General features: G+C 45.7%; 20 protein-coding genes. 3 read left to right on the forward strand and 17 right to left on the reverse strand.

Features of this window, described 5'->3' with window-relative positions:
• Positions 1-11 precede the first annotated feature (11 nt).
• The 10 genes from flgK to flgB all read right to left on the reverse strand — a co-directional run bounded on the left by flgK (position 12) and on the right by flgB (position 9,102).
• Positions 12-1,652, reverse strand: a complete 1,641-nt coding sequence (gene flgK, locus NXS07_RS04475) for a flagellar hook-associated protein FlgK (RefSeq protein WP_258086236.1) — start codon at positions 1,650-1,652, stop codon at positions 12-14.
• Positions 1,653-1,764: 112 nt separating this feature from the next.
• Positions 1,765-2,730, reverse strand: a complete 966-nt coding sequence (gene flgJ, locus NXS07_RS04480) for a flagellar assembly peptidoglycan hydrolase FlgJ (protein WP_258086237.1) — start codon at positions 2,728-2,730, stop codon at positions 1,765-1,767.
• On the reverse strand, positions 2,730-3,848 hold the full coding sequence (locus tag NXS07_RS04485) for a flagellar basal body P-ring protein FlgI (protein ID WP_038204560.1): 1,119 nt from the start codon (positions 3,846-3,848) through the stop codon (positions 2,730-2,732). The genes flgJ and NXS07_RS04485 overlap by 1 nt, the downstream gene beginning before the upstream one ends.
• Before the next feature lie 15 nt (positions 3,849-3,863).
• Positions 3,864-4,529, reverse strand: coding sequence for a flagellar basal body L-ring protein FlgH (locus NXS07_RS04490; protein WP_438818369.1), 666 nt, complete (start codon positions 4,527-4,529; stop codon positions 3,864-3,866).
• Between the two features lie 219 nt (positions 4,530-4,748).
• Positions 4,749-5,531 (reverse strand): flagellar basal-body rod protein FlgG, encoded by a 783-nt coding sequence (gene flgG, locus NXS07_RS04495; protein ID WP_038244711.1) that lies wholly within the window; start codon positions 5,529-5,531, stop codon positions 4,749-4,751.
• A 22-nt stretch (positions 5,532-5,553) separates the two neighbouring features.
• Positions 5,554-6,309 (reverse strand): flagellar basal body rod protein FlgF, encoded by a 756-nt coding sequence (locus NXS07_RS04500; protein WP_258086239.1) that lies wholly within the window; start codon positions 6,307-6,309, stop codon positions 5,554-5,556.
• A gap of 21 nt (positions 6,310-6,330) precedes the next feature.
• Positions 6,331-7,551 carry a flagellar hook protein FlgE gene (gene flgE / locus NXS07_RS04505; RefSeq protein ID WP_038214561.1) on the reverse strand — a complete coding sequence of 407 codons (1,221 nt, stop codon included), beginning with the start codon at positions 7,549-7,551 and terminating at the stop codon, positions 6,331-6,333.
• A gap of 15 nt (positions 7,552-7,566) precedes the next feature.
• Positions 7,567-8,262 (reverse strand): flagellar hook assembly protein FlgD, encoded by a 696-nt coding sequence (locus tag NXS07_RS04510; RefSeq protein WP_038214563.1) that lies wholly within the window; start codon positions 8,260-8,262, stop codon positions 7,567-7,569.
• Positions 8,263-8,275: 13 nt separating this feature from the next.
• Entirely contained in the window at positions 8,276-8,680 is a 405-nt protein-coding gene (gene flgC / locus NXS07_RS04515) for a flagellar basal body rod protein FlgC (protein ID WP_038221915.1), read from the reverse strand.
• Between the two features lie 5 nt (positions 8,681-8,685).
• On the reverse strand, positions 8,686-9,102 hold the full coding sequence (gene flgB / locus NXS07_RS04520; protein WP_038196377.1) for a flagellar basal body rod protein FlgB: 417 nt from the start codon (positions 9,100-9,102) through the stop codon (positions 8,686-8,688).
• 239 nt (positions 9,103-9,341) lie between these two features.
• On the opposite strand from flgB, the gene flgA reads away from it, so the two are divergent.
• The 3 genes from flgA to NXS07_RS04535 all read left to right on the forward strand — a co-directional run bounded on the left by flgA (position 9,342) and on the right by NXS07_RS04535 (position 10,902).
• Positions 9,342-10,013, forward strand: coding sequence for a flagellar basal body P-ring formation chaperone FlgA (gene flgA, locus NXS07_RS04525; RefSeq protein ID WP_038196375.1), 672 nt, complete (start codon positions 9,342-9,344; stop codon positions 10,011-10,013).
• A gap of 122 nt (positions 10,014-10,135) precedes the next feature.
• Entirely contained in the window at positions 10,136-10,435 is a 300-nt protein-coding gene (flgM, locus tag NXS07_RS04530) for a flagellar biosynthesis anti-sigma factor FlgM (RefSeq protein ID WP_038196373.1), read from the forward strand.
• Between the two features lie 26 nt (positions 10,436-10,461).
• Positions 10,462-10,902: a flagella synthesis protein FlgN gene (locus tag NXS07_RS04535; RefSeq protein ID WP_258086240.1), complete on the forward strand. Its 441-nt coding sequence runs from the start codon at positions 10,462-10,464 to the stop codon at positions 10,900-10,902.
• A 148-nt stretch (positions 10,903-11,050) separates the two neighbouring features.
• On the opposite strand, the gene NXS07_RS04540 is transcribed toward NXS07_RS04535, so the two are convergent.
• From NXS07_RS04540 to NXS07_RS04570, 7 genes are all read right to left on the reverse strand, one after another.
• Positions 11,051-12,067 (reverse strand): fimbrial protein, encoded by a 1,017-nt coding sequence (locus NXS07_RS04540; RefSeq protein ID WP_258086241.1) that lies wholly within the window; start codon positions 12,065-12,067, stop codon positions 11,051-11,053.
• 75 nt (positions 12,068-12,142) lie between these two features.
• Entirely contained in the window at positions 12,143-14,632 is a 2,490-nt protein-coding gene (locus NXS07_RS04545; protein ID WP_258086242.1) for a fimbria/pilus outer membrane usher protein, read from the reverse strand.
• Between the two features lie 30 nt (positions 14,633-14,662).
• Positions 14,663-15,367 (reverse strand): fimbrial biogenesis chaperone, encoded by a 705-nt coding sequence (locus tag NXS07_RS04550; protein WP_258086243.1) that lies wholly within the window; start codon positions 15,365-15,367, stop codon positions 14,663-14,665.
• 103 nt (positions 15,368-15,470) lie between these two features.
• On the reverse strand, positions 15,471-15,998 hold the full coding sequence (locus tag NXS07_RS04555) for a fimbrial protein (protein WP_258086244.1): 528 nt from the start codon (positions 15,996-15,998) through the stop codon (positions 15,471-15,473).
• A 1,163-nt stretch (positions 15,999-17,161) separates the two neighbouring features.
• On the reverse strand, positions 17,162-17,551 hold the full coding sequence (locus NXS07_RS04560; protein ID WP_368859243.1) for a tetratricopeptide repeat protein: 390 nt from the start codon (positions 17,549-17,551) through the stop codon (positions 17,162-17,164).
• Between the two features lie 16 nt (positions 17,552-17,567).
• Positions 17,568-18,265 (reverse strand): IS1 family transposase gene (locus NXS07_RS04565; RefSeq protein ID WP_258086246.1). Its coding sequence is split into 2 segments (ribosomal slippage): positions 17,568-18,016 and positions 18,016-18,265, totalling 699 coding nucleotides; the frame shifts between segments, so codons are not numbered across the junction.
• 147 nt (positions 18,266-18,412) lie between these two features.
• The gene (locus NXS07_RS04570) at positions 18,413-18,994 is read right to left on the reverse strand and encodes a DUF4291 domain-containing protein (protein WP_258086247.1); all 582 of its coding nucleotides are present in this window, start codon (positions 18,992-18,994) and stop codon (positions 18,413-18,415) included.
• Between the last annotated feature and the right edge of the window lie 199 nt (positions 18,995-19,193).

Consider the following 19,193-nt stretch of genomic DNA (forward strand, 5'->3'; position numbering starts at 1 on the left):
CCGGGCGGTAATTAGCGAATGCCCAAAATAGCATCGAACAAGGTCGTCGCTGTCTGGATCACACGGGCGTTTGCCAGATAGTACTGCTGCAAGCGTTGCAGGGAACCATATTCTTCGTCCATATTGACGCCAGAAATCGATTCGCGGGTCGCATGGAGTTTGTCAACGATATGCCCCTGTGTTTCAACACTGACTTTAGCTTCATTGGCCTTACTCCCCACTTGACTAACCAGTGACGCATAGCCCCCGGCAAAGGAAGACTTGCCATCAACCAAGCGTTGATCCTGTAGGGCAAGAAATTTCTTCGCGTTACGGTTATCACTAGGGCCGGCATCTTTAGCGCTGGCAGTCGCCAATTGAGAGGAATCCTGGAGATTCATTTTCAGTGTTGCCACTACATTACTGACGGTTTTTAATGTGTAGGTGTCGTGATCCTGAGAATGAGCGGCATCGATTTCAACTTTCAGTCCATCGAATTCCAGCGCATTGCCGTTCTTAGTGACAGGAATCGCCGCCCTGTCAGAAACGCGCTGTACTTTCCAATCCCCACCTTCATGTTTGAGGGTATAGTCACTGCCTTTCACTTTGGTGGTATCTGTGTATTCCACCTTAATATCAGCCGTTCCTTTGTTATTGCTGTTGGAAATAACATCCGGCTGGATAAATTTAAAGAAATTAACACCCGGTTTACCTTTCAGATCAAAACCGCCGTTTTGCACCTGATTAAACTGATCGGCCATTACCAGAGCCAATTGGTTCAATTGATTGCGGCTTGAGTCTACGACTTCCCTGCGCACCTGCAATGCACCACCCAATCTGCCTTGGGAGATAAAGCGCTCGTCAATTTCTTTCGTTCCTACGGTGCCGTTGTTATAGCCTAGCGTGATACGGCTGCTGTCAGTGCTGGATGGGATCGCTTCCAATCGATAGGATTTGCTACCCGATACCAGTGACATGCCACCACCGAATGAGACGTTATAAACGCTCCCATCCTGCTGGGTGACACTCACTTCAACAAGCTGATTTAATTTGTTGACCGCATCATCACGTTTATCCAGCAAAGCCAGCGGTTCGCCCGTGCCAGTACCGCGCATACGGGTAATTTCGTTGTTCAGCGTGGCAATTTCTTCGGCGTATTTATTGATTTCTCTGGCATTCTGCTCAATTTGGGAATTGATGCTGTTGTCTATCTGACGCAGAAATTCATCTGCTTCTTTGAACCGGCTCACCAAACCTTCGGCTTTACCCAGAACTGTTGTTCTTGCCGCACTGTCTTCCGCATTGCTTTCAGCCGCACCCAGACTTTTGAAAAAATCTTCGAGGGAATTGGAAAGGCTGGTGTCCTTATCGGCCAGCAGATCATTAATTTTGGTGATTTGCTGGTTATAAGCGCCCAGTGCGGCATGTTTAGTTTGTGCAGAGCTATGTTGCTGGTTGATAAACTCACTATATTCGCGGTTAATCGAACTGACAGCCACACCATTGCCAATAAAACCCACCGGTGACAGGGTTCCGTTATTCTGTGTCAGCACGGCTGTCTGTCGGTTATAGCCCTCACTTCTGGAGTTGGCAATGTTATTACCCACTACACCCATCGCTACCTGCGCAGCATTAATACCACTCATGGCAGTATTCATAAGACTATTAGACATGTGTAGATCCTTTTACGTTTTCGTTATGCCTCCGTCATGGGAGGTAATTCACTGCTACAGTTATCGGCAAGATTCCCTGATCCTTGAACAAAAACGGCGTTAATCTGTTCGATTAAAACAGGTTGTCGAAATCATCGGTATAGGCTTTTACCATTTGATTGCCGGTACTCTTTAACTGCTGGATCAGTGATACCAATTTTTTGGCGTAACCCGGGTCGGTGGCATACCCTGCACTCTGTAAAGAATATGCGCCCTGCTCTGCCGTCGTTGATTGCGCGACCTTAGCGTAACGCGGATTTTCTGTCAGCAGTTTGACGTAATCCGTTATTGCTTCCCTGTAAGAGCCATAAACCCGGAAACTGTCGTGCATCTTCTTCGGTTCACCCTCAATGTATTCCGTTGTCATGATGTTGGTGACCGCCCCTCTCCAATTCTTGCCGGCCTTGATGCCAAACAGGTTATGGCTCGGTTTGCCTTCCGCTGTCAGAATTTCCCGCTGTCCCCAGCCGGATTCCAGCGCCGCCTGTGCAATGATCAATAAATGAGGGATGCCGCTTTGCTGGCTCGCTATCTGCGCAGGCAGAGAGAGCATGGAAACAAAGTCAGTGCTGCTAACCGGTAATGACTTCGCTTGCACGGAACCCTTGGAAGCCGCCGAAGCAAACGGCGCCGTCATGGTACGGCGCATAAACTGTTCCAGTGCCTGCTTCGGCAATGTTTGCAGGAATTCCTTATCCAACGGCATCGGTACCGTTCCGGCCTGTTCGCTGGCAACGCTGTTCGCGTTGGAAAATTGCTTAACGATCATGTCGGCAAAACCCAGCCCTTTTTGGGAAAGATCCTGGGCAATCTGCTGATCGTACATCGAGGTATAAAAACGCGTCTGATCACTGCTCAATATGCCATCCTGTGGCAACGAGGAACGCATACTTTTCAGCATCATCTGAACGAAAACGCCTTCAAGTTCCTGGGCTACCTGTCGTAGCCCTTGTTGTGGTTCCTGTGACAATTTGGCTTTCAGTGAATGCAGCGAATTCACATCGTAAGCGGCGTTAGGTGTCGTTAAAAAATCACTCATCAAATGATCTCCAGTTTCGCCCGCAAACAACCCGCTGTTTCCATTGCCTGCAAAATGGACATTAAATCTGTCGGTGTCGCGCCTAGAACATTCAATGCACGGACAACCTGTGTCAGATTGGCACTGGCATTAACTTGCTGTAATGCACCGCCCTGTTCCTGAATTCCGACACCCGTATTACGGGTCACTACAGTATTGCCCCCCGCCAATGGGGTATTGGGCTGATTAACCGCCGTCTGACGCTCAACAGTGACAGACAGACTACCATGTGCAATGGCGCAGCTATCCAGCGTAACATTGCGGTTCATCACAACCGATCCCGTGCGGGAATTGAAAATCACTTTGGCATCACCCGCATCCACGCGAATATTCAGGTTCTGAACTTGAGACAGGAACCTTACCTGTTCGCTGTTTTCTCTCGGCAAACGCAACTGTACAGTACGGGAATCCAGCGGCGTTGCCGTCCCTTTTCCTTGCAGGCGATTGACCGCATCACTGATTTGCTCGGCCAGACTAAAATCATCATTATTCAGTTGCAGGTTCAGCGTTCCTTTCTGGCCAAACTGGGTCGGCAACTCCCGCTCAATCACCGCACCATTGGAAATGCGTCCGCCCGCAAGCTGATTAATCCTGATACTGTTACCACCGGCACTGACACCCGCCCCGCCGACCAGAATATTGCCCTGCGCCAACGCATACACCTGATTATCAATCCCTTTCAGAGGCGTCATCAGCAATGTTCCGCCCCGCAGACTCTTGGCATTACCCAATGAGGAAACCACAACATCAATATTTTGCCCAGAGTGCGCAAAAGGGGGCAGCTTGGCTGTCACCATCACAGCAGCTACGTTTTTAAGCTGCATATTCGTACCGGGTGGCACAGTAATCCCCAGCTGCGATAGCATATTGCTCAGGCTTTGGGTGGTAAAAGGGGTTTGCATGGTCTGGTCGCCCGTTCCATCTAACCCGACCACTAAACCATAGCCAATCAGTGCATTATCCCTAACGCCCTCAATGGTGACCAAATCACGAATGCGCTCTGCCGAAGCGGTGCCAGACACGACTATGCTGGACAATGCCAGTAAAAGTGTAAAAAGGCTGGCGACTAATTTTTCCATCCTGACCATCCTCTTTTAAAACGGTGAGATATTCATAAAGAAACGTTGCAACCAACCCATTGTCTGTGCCTCGTTGATATAACCATCGCCAACATACTCAATGCGGGCGTCCGCTACTTGATTGGAGCTCACCGTATTGGTGCCGGTAATGGTGCGCGGGTTTACAACGCCAGAGAAACGAATGAATTCCGTTCCCTGATTGATGGCGATCTGTTTTTCCCCCACAGCATGTAAGTTGCCATTGGCTAGCAACCTATCAACGGTCACGGTAATCGTGCCCCTGAAGGTATTGTTGGCATTGGCTCCCCCTTTGCCCCCAAAATCACTATCGCCTTCCATGCTCAAATCAGTTTTGTCACCACCCATCAATCCCTTTAAGAAACGGGGGGTCAGAGCAGCCGTGAAACCGGTTTTTCCACTGCGATTGGCGTTGGCTGAGGAATTTTTGCTGGCACTGACATTTTCTTGCAGAATAATGGTCAGCGTATCACCGATATTGCGGGGACGGCGGTCTTCAAACAACGGCTGATAACCGTAATAAACCGGCTGGGAAACCTGAAAAATAGAACCATTTGGTGTTGGAGCAGGGGCTTCGGCGGGGTTTGCGGTTGTCGCTCCTTTCACCAGCGGTTTGTGCGGTATATAGGCACAGCCCGCCAGTGACAGTACCGCCAGAGCCATGCTGATGCGCCACTTATATCCCCGGTTTTTCCGTAAACTGGGAGAGCCATAAGCTACGTTGTTCTCGGCAACGGGCATTGTATCCATCTTCGATGCTCTTAAGTTTATCGCGGAAATAGCCGGAGAGTTTCCTCCCCAGCTATCCTGATTAATGATTATACCTTTTATCTTTCCTGTTGCGGCCTTGCTGGCTGCAACTGAAAATCTATTGGGTATAGGTTATAACTGGGTCAGTTTTTGCAGCATCTGGTCAGAAGTCGATACGGCTTTACTGTTGATTTCGTAGGCTCGCTGAACCTGAATCATATTGACCAGTTCTTCCGCTACATTGACATTGGACGTTTCAACATAGCCCTGATAGAGCAGCCCTGCCCCATTGATGCCCGGTGCGTTTTCTACAGGGACACCGGAACTGTTGGTTTCCAGATACAAGTTCTCACCGACGCTTTCCAGACCACTTTCGTTGATAAAAGTGGTCAGCGTCAGTTGGCCAACCTGCTGAGGTGCGTTTTGCCCCTGCACGTTGATACTCACAATCCCATCACGGGCAATGCTGATTTTGGTAGCATTGTCTGGAATGATGATGGCAGGCACGACCTGAAAACCACTCGCAGTAACCAGTTGCCCATTTTGATCCACCTGAAATGAACCATCACGGGTATAACCGGTTGTGCCATCAGGCATCTGGATCTGGAAAAGGCCCTGTCCTTTGATTGCCACATCCTTGCTGTTGTTGGTCTGTGCCAAGTTGCCCTGACTGTGCAGACGCTCTGTCGCCACCGGACGAGCCCCCGTACCAATCTGTAAGCCAGAGGGCAGATTGGTCTGTTCAGATGACATCGCACCGGGCTGACGTTCGGTTTGATAGAGTAAATCTTCAAAAACCGCGCGCTGGCGTTTAAAACCATTGGTACTGACGTTTGCCAAGTTGTTGGCAATAACATCCATATTTGTTTGCTGTGCATCCAGCCCAGTCTTGGCAATCCATAAAGATCGGATCATGAATTTATCCCCTGTTTCCGATTCAGCTCATGGCGAGAATTTGGTTAGCCCGCTGTGCATTTTCATCGGAACTGTGTATGACTTTCATCTGCATCTCAAAACGACGCGCATTAGCAATCATGTTCACCATGCTTTCTACTGGATTGACATTACTGCCCTCCAGTACACCCGGCATGATTTTCACTTCCGTGCTGGCTGCCAGTTCATTGCCCTGCTGTTCCCGCGCCTGTGGCGTTAAATGGAACAGGCCATCATCGCCCCGCACCACTTGGCCCGCTCCCGGCTTAACGATTTTCAGCTTGCCAATCTGCCCCAGCAGTGTCGGAGGATCGCTGGCAATCAAGGCAGAAATGGCACCATCTGCCGCGATAGTAAGTTCAGCCTGTGGCGGAACATCAATCGGCCCGTTTTCGCCCATCAACATACGCCCCTGCACCGTCAGTTGCCCTTCTGGTGACATCTGGATACCACCGTTGCGGGTATAAGCTTCCGTCCCATCGTCGAGCTGGACAGCCAGAAAGCCACCTTGTCCGACAGCTACGTCCAACGGGCGGGAGGTATAATTCATTGGCCCCTGACGGCTATCCATGCCGGGGGTGGAAGCAACGGTCAATGTACGGGTCGGCAGAGTTTCGCCTTCAATGGGCACAGAACGCAGTGCGGCAAGCTGGGCTTTGAAGCCCGGCGTCGACGCATTGGCCAGATTGTTGGCTGTGACGGCCTGATGTTCCAGCGTTTGGCGCGCAGCACCCATCGCGGTATAAATGACGTGATCCATAAGACTATCCGCCTGAGCTTATTAACGCATGCTGACCAGCGTTTGCAGGATCTGATCCTGCGTCTTGATGGTCTGAGCGTTGGATTGATAGTTACGCTGGGCGACGATCATATTGACCAGCTCCTGGCTCATGTCCACGTTTGACGCTTCCAGCGCACCGCTGATCAGCTTACCGAAGTTACCTGATCCCGCAGTTCCTACTATTGGGCTACCGGATGCACCCGTTTCTACCCAAACATTATCACCCTGTGCAGCCAAACCTTCCGGGTTAGAGAAGTTCGCCAGTACAACCTGACCTAACACCTGCGTTTGCTGGTTAGAGTAGAGACCATGAATTTTGCCGTCACTATCCACGCGGTAGTTAGTAAAACTCCCTGCGGCATAGCCGTTCTGCTGCTGGTTGGAGATAGAGTCCTGTGAAATGCTCTGCTGTTTGCTGCTGTTGAAATCGATGGTGATTGGAGTACCAATGGAGCCATTTAACGGAGGCATATCGAAAGCAAATGCGTTGTTAGCGCCTTTAATGCGGCCATTGCCATCAAACTCTACATCACCCAATTTTTGAGCAGCAGAAACCTCTACAGAAGTGTCCTGAGCATAAATTTGCCACTTGTTATCGTCTGTTTTAACAAAGAACACATTGATATTGTGCTCATTACCCAAACTATCGTATACCGAGAGACCAGAGCTATAGTTAAAGCTGTCTTTTTTTGATGAATCAAATGGGGTAGCCGCGATATCGACTTTCTTATTCATCGAATTCAGGTTAGCCGTCATAGTGACGTTCGTCGTCGCCTTGGCATCCAGCATATCCCTTGGAATCGAAATTGGCCCCGGTGCCGCACCCTTTTGAATTTCAGGCCCATTTGCCCCTTGTACCGCCGGATAACCAGTCAACTTCATGCCTTGCATGTTGATCAGGTTACGGTCTGAGTCCATGTTGAACTGACCATTGCGGGAATAGAAAGTACTGCCGTTGGAATCCAGCATGCGGAAAAAACCGCCCTGGGTGATTGCCATGTCCAACTGACGGCTTGTGGTCGTGGTTGAACCATCCTTAAAGTTCTTAACCATGCCAGAAACTTTAACCCCCAGCCCCACATCTGAACCGCTGAATACATCCGCAAAGGCCGCTGAACTGGATTTAAAACCAAATGTCGCCGAGTTCGCGATATTATTACCGATAACGTCTAAGTTACTTGCTGCGGCATTCAAGCCACTGACCGCTTGTGAAAAAGCCATATGTCCTCCGTTTAACTAAAGAATCTGACGTACTTGGTCCATGGTTACCGTACCCGCCAGCCCTAAATCTAATCTAGTGCCATCCTCACCCCGTGTGATGCCGTTAACCTCAGCAGAGGTCAGCGGAAGTGTCACCAACGCCTGATCTTGATAGCTTGCGGAAACAGTGAAGTTATAGGCACCGTTTATCACTTCCTTACCGTCTGCGTCTTTGCCATCCCACTGAACTTTATGTACACCGACATTCACTTTTTCAGCTTCCACTTCCCGAACGACGACACCCTCTTTATCTCTAATGGTAATTTTGATGTTATCAGCGGGTCGGGTCAGTTCGAAACCGAATGGCGATGTGCTAATACCGTTTTCTTCATCGGGACCGACTAAAATCTTATCTCCAGGGATCATAACCGTTCGGCCAATCAGCATTGTCGTTTGCATCGCCTGATTGCCTTCCATCTGCCCAACAACAGCGCCCAGCGTTTTATTGAGCTTTTCAACACCCTGAACGGTGCTGATCTGCGCAAGCTGTGTCGTCAATTCATTGTTTTGCATTGGGTTGGTGGGATCTTGGTTCTTAAGTTGAGCAACCAATAAATTCAAGAAGTTATCTTTGATATCACCACTTTTTTGTGGTTGTTGTTTGTTCAGGGTGGCGAGTTCGCCTACCGTTGAATTATCTAATGAGTCATTGATTGAAGAGCTAACCGTCATAATGGAATTCCTGTTACTGACCCAGAGTCAACGTTTTCAGCATGATGGACTTGGTCGTGTTAAGCACTTCAATGTTTGCCTGATAACTGCGGGAAGCAGAGATGGTATTGACCATTTCCCCGACGACATCCACATTTGGCATACGTACATAACCTTTTTCATCAGCCAGTGGATTGCCCGGCCGGTATTCGAGGCGGAAAGGGGTGGGATCATCCACAACTTCACTGACACGCACGCCACCGATCTCCTGTCCTGCCGGAGCCGCAACGCGGAATACAACTTGTTTGGCACGGTAAGGCTCGCCATTAGGCCCTACAATGCTATCGGCATTCGCCATATTGCTGGCGCTGACGTTCAGTCGCTGGGACTGAGCAGAAAGTGCGGAGCTAGCAATATCAAAAATACTGAGTAAAGACATTTCTATTATCCTTGTGACTGTAGAACTGACATCATGCTTTTAAGCTGCGAATTCGTCATCGTAAGTTCGGCCTGATATTTCAGGCTGTTATCTGCGAAATGGCTGCGTTCTACATCCATGTCAACGGTATTTCCATCCATTGCTGTCTGGTAAGGCACCCGATAGAGCAGATCCATTTCCAAACGATTCTGAGACTGAGCGGGGATATGTCGATCGGAAGCTAGACGCAGCTTCATTCCATTTCCCGTCACACGACCCTCTGCCATCACTTTGTTCAGTTGAGCAGCAAAATCGATATCACGCGCCTGATAGCCGGGGGTATCCGCATTGGCAATATTTGCAGACAGGATTTCCTGCCGCTGGTTGCGGAGTGCCAGCGCTTCTTGTCGAAAATGAAAGGCAGCATCTAATTTATCGAGCATATTTCTCCCTCTGGTCTGTTATACAGGGCAAGCCCTGTAACTCATTAAAGCCCATTGTATTAAGCTCTAAGCAGCTAACAGAATAAACTCAGAAGAAAAAGCTAATTCGATGAATAGACACAAATTGGATTGCTATTTATCCCATTAACGAATAATCAACCGCGTTACACTATTAACATCCAACAGGTACTGAATATTTTTTGAAATCATGGTTCTCAAACAGGGTCAGGGTGGTGAAAATGCCTGCATTAAAATTTATCGGGTTTATTACCTTTTTCCTTAGCAGTTTTTTGCATAGCGCTTTGGCATTGGCGAGTAATTTACCGCAATCAATCAATAATTATTTCACACAGATTCACCACAACGCGGACCACAAAGTCACCGTGAAAATTAAAACGCCTGAGCAGCAATGGCCGGTATGTGAATTTCCTGAAATACAGCCGTCACTCAGCAACAGAAACTGGGGCAGCCTGTCCATTCCCGTCACCTGCGGCCAACAGCGCCGTTTTATTCAGGTATACGTCAGTGTTACGGGTTCTTATCTGATGTCTAACCGCACCATTCAACGCAATACCGTGCTGACAGAAAAAGATTTTCAGGTAAAAACAGGGGCTTTGGATAAATTGCCAAATGACATAATCCGTAACAGAAAGGCCATACAAAATGGTATTGCCATTCGCAACATTCCTGCCGGACAATTCATCACTCGTAACATGATCCGACGTCCGTGGGCGATTCGCGCCGGACAAAATGTCGTCGTCACCGTAGATGGACATCATTTTCAGGTGCGCTACGAAGGAAAAGCGATTAACAACGCCGCGAGTTTTGATAATATCCGAGTCCGCCTGGCTTCTGGGCAGGTGATTACCGGAGAAACTCAGGAAAATGGCAGTGTAAAAATGATGTTATAAATGGCTAAAGTTTTATTCTTTCAAGCCGATATAACCAACAGACCATGATTTACAGGCATGCCAGCGGTATATCGCCTGCTACCTAAGACAAATGAATAATGCCTGATTAAAGGATTACAATTATGAGTATTGAATGCACTCAACCTCTACTGGCCATTGCTGCTGTGCAGCAACGCAATGCCAATGAAGGTGCTCAGGGCACTCGCAGAACTGTAGCTGTCGCAGAAAAAAGCGCCGATACGCAAGTTAAGCTGAGCGAGGCGCAGAAAAAGCTCGTTCAGCCAAGTAGCCAAGATATTAATATCCAGAAAGTACAACAATTGAAAGAAGCCATTGCGAAAGGAACTCTAACCATGGACAGCGGTAAAATTGCTGATGCTCTGTTCAGAGAAGCCCTTGAAAACATGGAATATGATAAATAAACCATCAAAATCATAAAGAGCCATAAATGGAAGAACTTCAACTCTTGCTTGAGCAGCAAAACGTACACTTAAATTCGCTTTCGAACACTATGGCAGAAGAACAACGCATATTGAGCGAAGGCTTTATTGAAGCGAATCATTTACATCGAGTCACCGAACAAAAAACATTTTTTCTCTCGGCACTCGATCATGCTGAACGAAGACGCCAGCAATTAAATGAAACGCTGAAAGTGAACGCACCCTATTCTAGCCATGAAATACTGGCGGTATTATGGAATCAAATCAGTCAGACTGTTGAACGTATCCGTGATCTCAATGTACATAATGGGTTTTTACTGGATCAACATATTGAGTTGAACAGCCAGGCAATTGCTTTCTTGAAAAGTCACCACAGCCCTTCTCTTTATGGTGCTGATGGGCAAGCCCATCACAACACAGCACTGTCTGGCCACAAGATCAGTGTTTAATTTTGAGTGGTGCGACTTTACGTCGTCATATGTACAGACCTCTTTATTTATCAGTGAAATAAGGGGTCTGTTTTAGCTGTTAACGTCCCCAGCCATCATTTTTCTCTGTTCAGATAGCCATCTATCGATCCCAGACTTTCACTCTTTATCACTCATAACTCATTGTGAATGTCGCTGTCGCATTGGCAACCCCTGCTCTAACGTCACCATACCGATAGTAGCGTGCTTTTAAAGGAATGTTTACAGGCCCGCCCGTCCCTGTGGTTGTATAGTATTTTTTTTCACCAAGGTGAATGGGCATATTCGTTTTACCATCTAAAATCTGAACACCAACACCATCCCTAGCCCTCTCATTAAGGCCACGTTTAAGCTCGATAATACCTTGCATTAGGTCATAAGCCCCTTGACGACCTGCCTCTAAGGTCATAAAAACGCTTGCCTTGGGTTCACAGGTCAAAGGTATATGAAATAGTGTTTCCGCTGCCGTTGAACCCACATAAGGTAATTGCATTGTCGTTATCCGGCCTAATGTTACAGGAATTGTGCTGTTATCGACGGAACAAGTTGGGGCGTTAATCGTTATCATACCCGTGGTGAATCGGAATTCTTGAATCACACTGGGTATTCTGGATCCGCGCGGTGCTACAATAGCTGCGGCTACTGACTGGGAATAACGACCCGGCTTTATCGGGCCAATTTTGTAAAATTCAAGTCTGAGTGCGGCATTCAGGTTGATAGTGCCATCAGGCCCTATCTCAGTGGTATATAGTTCCCTGGCATTGCCACCCCAAAAACGGTCCGCAGTTGTTGTTATCGGTTTTTCATCGTGCGTATCATCCACACCAATAACGACATACCCAATACCACTGTCACCCAGTTTAAAAATTTTACGGTAGATGGAAGTTATCCCCGAATCGTCCCCATAGGCTTTTATACCGACAGTTATGTGAGTGGCTCCTACTGGCATATTTGTGCAAGTTATCGCCATATTTGCCCGAGACTGGGAATCTAAGCTACGGTATATTTCATCCCTCGATATATGTTGCGGAATGGACACCGCAACAGTCGATATGATTCCACTGCCCCCGGAACAATCGGCATAAACCTTACCGGGGGAAAAAAACACCGAAGCTAACAGTAACCACGGATAAACGAATACCTTCATCAATCATTCCTTATATCGAGTCTATAAATTATTGTGGTGCCGTCATGCTTAAAGCAGAAATATGATGACTTCCCGTCATAACTGACAATCTGCCTTCATCGAAATCACCGCCGCTTCACTTTTTGGCAAAATAAAACGCGCTTTACACTGCTCAAACTGACCATTACCCCATTGAACAGACAACTGCCCCTGCTCCGGCACGCCACCGAAATAGACTTCTCCTCCATTGCCAACAATGCTCTGATTTTCAGTAAGGAAGCTGATTGTATTTTCTTCATTCAGGGTAACTATTGCGCCAAAAGGAATCGGTTTACCCAGATGAGTCAGAGTAAACAGCACTCGGTGACCGATCCGTGTTCGGAAATCAGCCACTACCATCGCTCCTTGTGTCGGAATGACAGTCTGGATATTGGACTCAATTTCCACGCCATCGCCAAAAGAATCCGGTGACAGAGCGATACGGTTATGGTGATAAGGACTGACATAGGGCAATACTGCATGGCCTCGCCCATCCGTTTCAACCCCGTTATAGCCGTTAACCTTAACCCCTGCTGCTCCGGGAGTTTTGACCAAGACAATCGTCTCACCCAATGATTGAGACAAAGTTATGCCATGGCGATGAGCGACCAATCCTCCCCTGAGTCCGTAGTTAATCTGCTGCGAGCTATTGTTGTAGTTATATCCACCGGACAGCTCCCCATAACGGGCTTTATAGTTGAGATTAATATTACCACTGGAATTCTGACCGTTATTACCGTAACGCTGTTGCAGAGAGTAACCCAGAACATTGTCATCCAGAGCCGTACCACTCAGTCCAACTGATTGGTTCATATCGCCTTGGCGATTATGATTGAAACTATAGGTAGCCCAACTGTTCGGCAGCCAGCGGTCGAGCGGAACCTGTATATTGAATGCCAGTTGGTTATCGGCTGTTGAGTTACCTGAACTCATATTTTGGGTGTAGTTCAGGGTATAATTGATATCGGCATAATTCACACTGTACCCGACATTTAAATTCCGGGTCGTGCCGCGGTTTCCCCAATCATCCTGCAAATAACCGGAAAAATAGACGCTGCCATAATCCGACAAATTTTGACTGAGATTAAGCTGAAATTTATGTTTACGTTGATATGACAGCTCATCATGTGCAGCCCAGTTATTGATGTCCTGAAAATCATAAAAGTGCGGTGAAGAGTAGTGGTAACTGGCCAGCGACAAGCGAGTCCCCGTCTGCTCGAAGTCTTTGGTATACTGCGACCGGTAAACCCAGCCCTGTTGTTGACCTTCATTGATAATATCAGCCTGTGACCGCTTGATATCAAAAGATAAAGAACCCCAACGGCCAAGACTGTATCCCACACCAACGACATAGGCCTGGTAGTTCGGAGACAATAACGTACCGCCATACACAGTTGTGGCATGTGGCAGGCCATAATAAACTTCACTCTGCATAAAAAGCGGCTGTCGGGTCTGATCGTGTGAAGTGCGGTATTCTCCCGCCGTCAGACTGTATTTGAACCCACCTTCCCGTAACATAATAGGAACCGACGAAAAGGGCTGAACAAAGTGCCTTTCACGGCCGTCCGCTTCCTGAATAGTCACATCCAAATTTCCTCCTGAGGAGGCCGGATAAAGGTCATCAATCACGAAAGCCCCGGGTGGAACATAAGCCTGGTAAATCATGAATCCGTTCTGACGAATAGTGATCTGAGCATTGCTTTCCGCTATTCCCCGCACTATCGGAGCGAATCCCCGCTGACTGTCCGGTAGCATATTATCATCAGACATCAGGGTAATACCGCGGAAAGCAAATCCGCTAAACAGCTCTCCACGTGTATTGGTTTCACCCATCACCAATTGGCTTTTTAGCAGATGAACATCACGTTGAAGATATGTGTTAAGGTTTTCCCAACATGACTCGCCGCCACGGCTCCGGTGGTAAGTAGAATAATTCCGTAAGCGCCAGGCGTCCCAGTTTAATCCACTACGCAAATTCATATAGATACTGTTGGTTTTAGAGCCGCTTTTACTGCGAGTTTCAGCACCGTTAAAATCGTAATTCATCCATAGCGCCGATTCACCCTGTTGCCAAAGTGACGAATCAATCGCACCGCGCGCTTCAGCCGTCATCGCCGCCTGAGGAATACTGATAATTAGCGTTTGTTGACCAAGCTGTAATGAGGTACTGGCATAAGGGATGATGTCAGCTAGGTCAGTGACCTGCATTTTTGAGTTCAAGACTGGGAAAGCCGCAACATTGACTCCCCAGTCGGCCAGTTGTTGAACTGATAAATCGGGTTGAAGTTTTCTCCCGGCGTCCAGTACAAACTGGATATCCTGAGCACCTTTATTCTGGCCATTAACACGGATATCAACATGGTATATCCCCGGTGCACTACCGCCTTTTTCTGCAAAATAGCTCAAATCAGGCGGCGGTGCAGACGGGTCATGAATTTCCAGAGCATCGAGATCAAAATAGTCACTGGCATACCCAGCGACAGGCAGAAATCCGGCCAACAGCAGCAATATTAACTGCGCACGGATAAAAGGAGTAATCAAACTCATAACATAAAATATCTTCTGAATGATAGGTGATTACAAGGATGATAAAGTTTGATGCTGTGGCTCAGTGGTGCCGCCAAAATCATTGATAGCCCGCCAAGTCACGGTATTACCGGAACCTGCGGGTAAAGGCCATTGACGGCGGCTGAACGGGGCGACCATACCGGCTTCCGGTACTAGATTATTCCCGACCGTAATGTTGTGGAAAGAGATATGAAAAGGGGTTGGATTCTGCACCACTAATTGCCCATTCTGGCGGGAAAAAGTCAGTTGTTGATAGGCATTATCCGCCAGTTTTTCTGTCAATCCGGCCGGCCGATAAAAGAGCTTTATCCGGTTCTTTACCGATATCAGCAGGCGATTTGCATCATTTTTTTCCACCGCAGGAATCGCTTTAACGTTCAACCAGAAGACAGATTCACGATCCTGTGGTAAAGAGTCATCTGTCAGGATAATTCGCAGACGGTTTTCTTGCTCACCATCCAGACGGAATAAGGGCGGTGTCACTAAAAATGGCGCTTTGCGATCCGATAGTTTGGCCGTTGTTGTAAAGGTATTTACCCAAGACTGAATAAGGTAAACATTCTCCTTACTATCGTTGATTACGGAAATAGTTGCTTCACGTTGAGATGCTTCATAAATCACCCGGGTACTACTGAGTGCTATTCCGGCATGGGTGGGGGCAGAAAAGACAACAGGCAGGGACAGTAGCAGTCCGAACAAAAAACGTTTTAACATAACAATATCCCTACACAAACTAAAAATGAGAGACACCCCCACCGAATGCGGTGGAGATATCACAAAAGCAATAAAAAAAACAGTAAATGGGGAATGTAAGGAATTACTCGTAGTCTAGTGTAAAGTCCGTAGAGGCTTTCACTGTACCTGGCGTGACAGTTGCCCCTGTAGCCACATATTTAGCCTTAAATTCAAGTGTAGTTACACCCTCAGTCACCGGAGTACGTTTGCTAAGCACCGCCATATTAATTGGCGTACTACCATCTTTTTCATAAATACCAATGCCAACACCGGTCGCTCCACCACTCACAGGGGTAATTTGCAGCAGATTGCCATCGATACTATCTTTAACACCGCCAAACTTCACCTGCACATTAGCAGAATCACCTTTCGATATCCCGCAGCCAGTCAGAACAATGTTAAAGGGAGTGTCGCCCCCGGTTTTACCTTTTACTGCAAGGGCAGTCGCACCTACTTCAGGTAGGTTGACAGGATCAGCAGTTGATGCATCGACAGTACATGTCGCCTTAGTGATCCTACCGTTAAAATTAATTGTGCCATCGGCAGCGAATGCCGACGCAGCCATAGATCCAGAAATAATTGCTGCGATAAATAATTTTAATAATTTCATTTTTATTCCTTTAATTACAGATATAAAAATTCTCCCGACCGAAATAAAAATACCTATTTTCGGTTAAGAAAATTCAATAAATTTTAATAATTGATGGTTGTGTTTTTAAGAACAAAACTAAGAGTATGTTCCTGCTAATAAAGAATGGTATTCCTTATTAGAGTCTATTAATACATAAGAGACCCTTCAATAGTGCGAATGATGCCGACAAACGTAATATTGGATTACTCAAAATAGGTAAAAATATATCAGCAATCTTTCAGACAACCGCATAGATGTTCAGCTTGGTTATACTGTTTTACACGTTGCGATTATATATTCCCAAGATTCAAGGCAACTTGCCTTAAAAGCTAATGAGAGCTGCTTTTATACGCACAATCAATTTTTTGTAATCAGCTAAACATCTGGTCAAGAATCCTGAGCTTGACCTGATGACTTATGCCTATTACGTATAAATGATGTGTCAATTGGTGAGGTGATTAAAATAACTCTATCCATATGTTTTATAACAAATAGTCAACCTTAAATAACTGTCCATGTCGGGTTTCCATACCTATAACATTTCGCATATTTGATTAACGGCATTATTTTTAATACGCTTTAATTAAAAAATTCCACTTTAGTGGCTGGAGGAAGATACACCAACTCATTTTGTTATCAAAATTGTTATTAACGATCAATTAATTATTATTGATAGGTATTTCCTATTGATATTAATTAATTGATCGCTGGGGCTAATCTTCGGATTCTTGGTTAATAAATTAATTATTTGTATAAAATGAGACTATTTTCAGTAAAATTTATTGTTTACGTACAAATTCTATCTGTTGGAACTACCTACAAATAACTTCGTTCGTGGCAGCCATGAAGTGCGGCGCCATGAAATAGATAGCATATAAATATAACTTTTTAAAATCATCACTCATTAACCATATAAAAGCGAACAGGATAAGATAAATTAACATTAAAAAAATTCATTGTGAAAATTTGAAAGTAAATCTGTTAAAAGACATCGCTGAGTTCGTTAATGAATTTATTTTAGGGAGAGGATAAAAAAGACGATTAGAAACGTCTTCTGTTTAGTTTATTACTTACTCTTATCTACTGGCAGAAACGGAATAAAAGCATTGCCACCCAGATATTAAGGTATCACACCATTCCATTTATTTACCTGTATTTTTCGAAGCACCTGATGCTTTCTCTCGATTAAGTTTTTTCGTCAGTTTTTTTACTGCAAATACGGCTTCGGTAAAGTTTTTATCTACTTCTGCGGCTTTTTGATACCACTCCAGTGCCTTTTGTTCGTCTTTTTCAACGCCAAGCCCAGATTGGTATAAATAGCCGACATTAAACATACCTACTGCATTACCGACTTTTGCCGCCTTAAGGTACCATTCCATCGCTTTTTGATAGTTTTGTGGTACACCGCGACCTTTACGATATAAAATACCAATGTTATTTTGAGCCGTTGAAAGGCCCTGCTTTGATGCTTTTAGATACCACTCCATCGCTTTTTGATAATCTTGTGGCACAATTTCACCTAATTCATAAATCGGTCATGATACCAATTTATTGATAGTGATGAATGTTTAAATAATACCCTATGACCCTGTCATGTATTTTTCTGGATTTTGAAAAAGACAACGTTTTGCGAGTCAGTCTTGCTAAATGTTGACGAAGATTCAGATTATGTCTCTCTATGCGTTGTGTATAACGCTTACTGACCACATGCCGCTTCCCCGCCCGTGTTTTTTCATAACTTCTCCCGCCATCGGTCATAGAGATCACAATATTGAAGGGAGCCAGTAGCGTCATCAGACGCATCAATGTTTTCTTTGTTCTTGGGTCAAAAACGTGGGCGATTACTTTCCGTCTGATCCGGTCGTAAGCATAAAAGAGCCAACGGGGCTGATTCTTTGACTTCACGTACGACCACTGCTCATCCATTTCGCAACAGACAATCACTTCAGTGCCGGGAGCAATGGCTTGTGTTACCGATTTGGGTCTGAGCTTTTTAAATGGCGAAGGACAGTATTCAGACCCATCCCCATCACACGGGCTGTCGCCCGGCATCCCATTCCATTCATGGCCCTATCGACGATTTGCTTATGTGTACCGGGACGACAAGCGGCATAAGTGAATTCCCGTTGCCAAGAATGACGGCAGGACTGGCAAAGATAACGTTGATGACCAGAGCGAGAGCGCCCATTACGGTGGATCCCTTTAACTGCACAACAAGATGGGCAGGTCACATCAATCTTTGCCATCTGAATATTCTCCAAATAGACAGACTATACAGGATTCAATAAATTGATGTCATGACCTGATCTTCCACATAAAGCAAGATGAAATCGTCTTGCTTTACATGATGCGATTCGTCGTGGGCTTACGCTCTTTTACCCGTCAATGTGAAGCTAACATGATGACTTGAAATAAATTTCTTCCTTCGGTAACAACGCTTGAGCCAGATCCAACTTATTGTTTCTTACCAATTCATAGATTTCATGTGCCATATGTGTCATGTCACTGATATTAACAATCCATTGATTAACATAATTATCTACCGCTTTATTACGTAAACCGATTTGTATCGTTCTCTGTTCTAACTTATTCAGTAAAATATCTCTCTCTGGGTCCCATTGAATAACGACATCACTGTTTTGTACTTTCTCTTTCCATGCATCCATTGAATCAAAAAAATCTGGATCATAGTGGCTAATAACTCCCTGCCGGACAATTTCCCTGAATCCTTCGTGGGTGATATCAATGGCTAAGATCCGCGTTTGCCCACTGTCTTTCATTGCCCATCCTGATCGGTACATCATCCATAAAAAAGAGGGTTTGATCCATGTCATGCGAGTCATACTAAAAGGAGGAGAAACGAAAGTGCCATTTTTAATAGCACTGTCAGCGATTGTATCAGAAAAAGCCTGATATACCCTGATATATTCTTCAGTGTAAAATGCGCGGATTGGGTTATTTTTATGTGAAAACATATTATCCTTTCTAATTATCATTAATTTATAAAATTCCATAAAATATGGAAATAATTAAAGATTATGATCCATTTATATTACATCAAGAATATATTTAATAAAATAATAATTTTAAAAAAATAAATACTTATATTTATTTAAATATAAATTCAATTTTTATATATTATTTTACACTCAAAAATAGTGCATTATCTATAAA

Origin of the sequence: Xenorhabdus bovienii (assembly GCF_024721015.1) — a bacterium.
Lineage (GTDB): Bacteria > Pseudomonadota > Gammaproteobacteria > Enterobacterales > Enterobacteriaceae > Xenorhabdus > Xenorhabdus bovienii.

Excerpts from the sequence above, each read along its gene's own strand:
- flgE (WP_038214561.1), bottom strand. The coding sequence starts at position 7,551 with ATGGCTTTTTCACAAGCGGTCAGTGGCTTGAATGCCGCAGCAAGTAAC.
- NXS07_RS04555 (WP_258086244.1), bottom strand. The coding sequence starts at position 15,998 with ATGAAATTATTAAAATTATTTATCGCAGCAATTATTTCTGGATCTATG.
- NXS07_RS04490 (WP_438818369.1), bottom strand. The coding sequence starts at position 4,529 with ATGGCTCTGGCGGTACTGTCACTGGCGGGCTGTGCCTATATACCGCAC.
- flgG (WP_038244711.1), bottom strand. The coding sequence starts at position 5,531 with ATGATCCGATCTTTATGGATTGCCAAGACTGGGCTGGATGCACAGCAA.
- NXS07_RS04500 (WP_258086239.1), bottom strand. The coding sequence starts at position 6,309 with ATGGATCACGTCATTTATACCGCGATGGGTGCTGCGCGCCAAACGCTG.
- NXS07_RS04550 (WP_258086243.1), bottom strand. The coding sequence starts at position 15,367 with ATGTTAAAACGTTTTTTGTTCGGACTGCTACTGTCCCTGCCTGTTGTC.
- flgA (WP_038196375.1), top strand. The coding sequence starts at position 9,342 with ATGCCTGCATTAAAATTTATCGGGTTTATTACCTTTTTCCTTAGCAGT.
- flgB (WP_038196377.1), bottom strand. The coding sequence starts at position 9,102 with ATGCTCGATAAATTAGATGCTGCCTTTCATTTTCGACAAGAAGCGCTG.
- NXS07_RS04485 (WP_038204560.1), bottom strand. The coding sequence starts at position 3,848 with ATGGAAAAATTAGTCGCCAGCCTTTTTACACTTTTACTGGCATTGTCC.
- NXS07_RS04510 (WP_038214563.1), bottom strand. The coding sequence starts at position 8,262 with ATGACGGTTAGCTCTTCAATCAATGACTCATTAGATAATTCAACGGTA.
- flgJ (WP_258086237.1), bottom strand. The coding sequence starts at position 2,730 with ATGAGTGATTTTTTAACGACACCTAACGCCGCTTACGATGTGAATTCG.
- flgK (WP_258086236.1), bottom strand. The coding sequence starts at position 1,652 with ATGTCTAATAGTCTTATGAATACTGCCATGAGTGGTATTAATGCTGCG.
- flgC (WP_038221915.1), bottom strand. The coding sequence starts at position 8,680 with ATGTCTTTACTCAGTATTTTTGATATTGCTAGCTCCGCACTTTCTGCT.
- NXS07_RS04540 (WP_258086241.1), bottom strand. The coding sequence starts at position 12,067 with ATGAAGGTATTCGTTTATCCGTGGTTACTGTTAGCTTCGGTGTTTTTT.
- NXS07_RS04535 (WP_258086240.1), top strand. The coding sequence starts at position 10,462 with ATGGAAGAACTTCAACTCTTGCTTGAGCAGCAAAACGTACACTTAAAT.
- NXS07_RS04545 (WP_258086242.1), bottom strand. The coding sequence starts at position 14,632 with ATGAGTTTGATTACTCCTTTTATCCGTGCGCAGTTAATATTGCTGCTG.
- flgM (WP_038196373.1), top strand. The coding sequence starts at position 10,136 with ATGAGTATTGAATGCACTCAACCTCTACTGGCCATTGCTGCTGTGCAG.
- NXS07_RS04570 (WP_258086247.1), bottom strand. The coding sequence starts at position 18,994 with ATGTTTTCACATAAAAATAACCCAATCCGCGCATTTTACACTGAAGAA.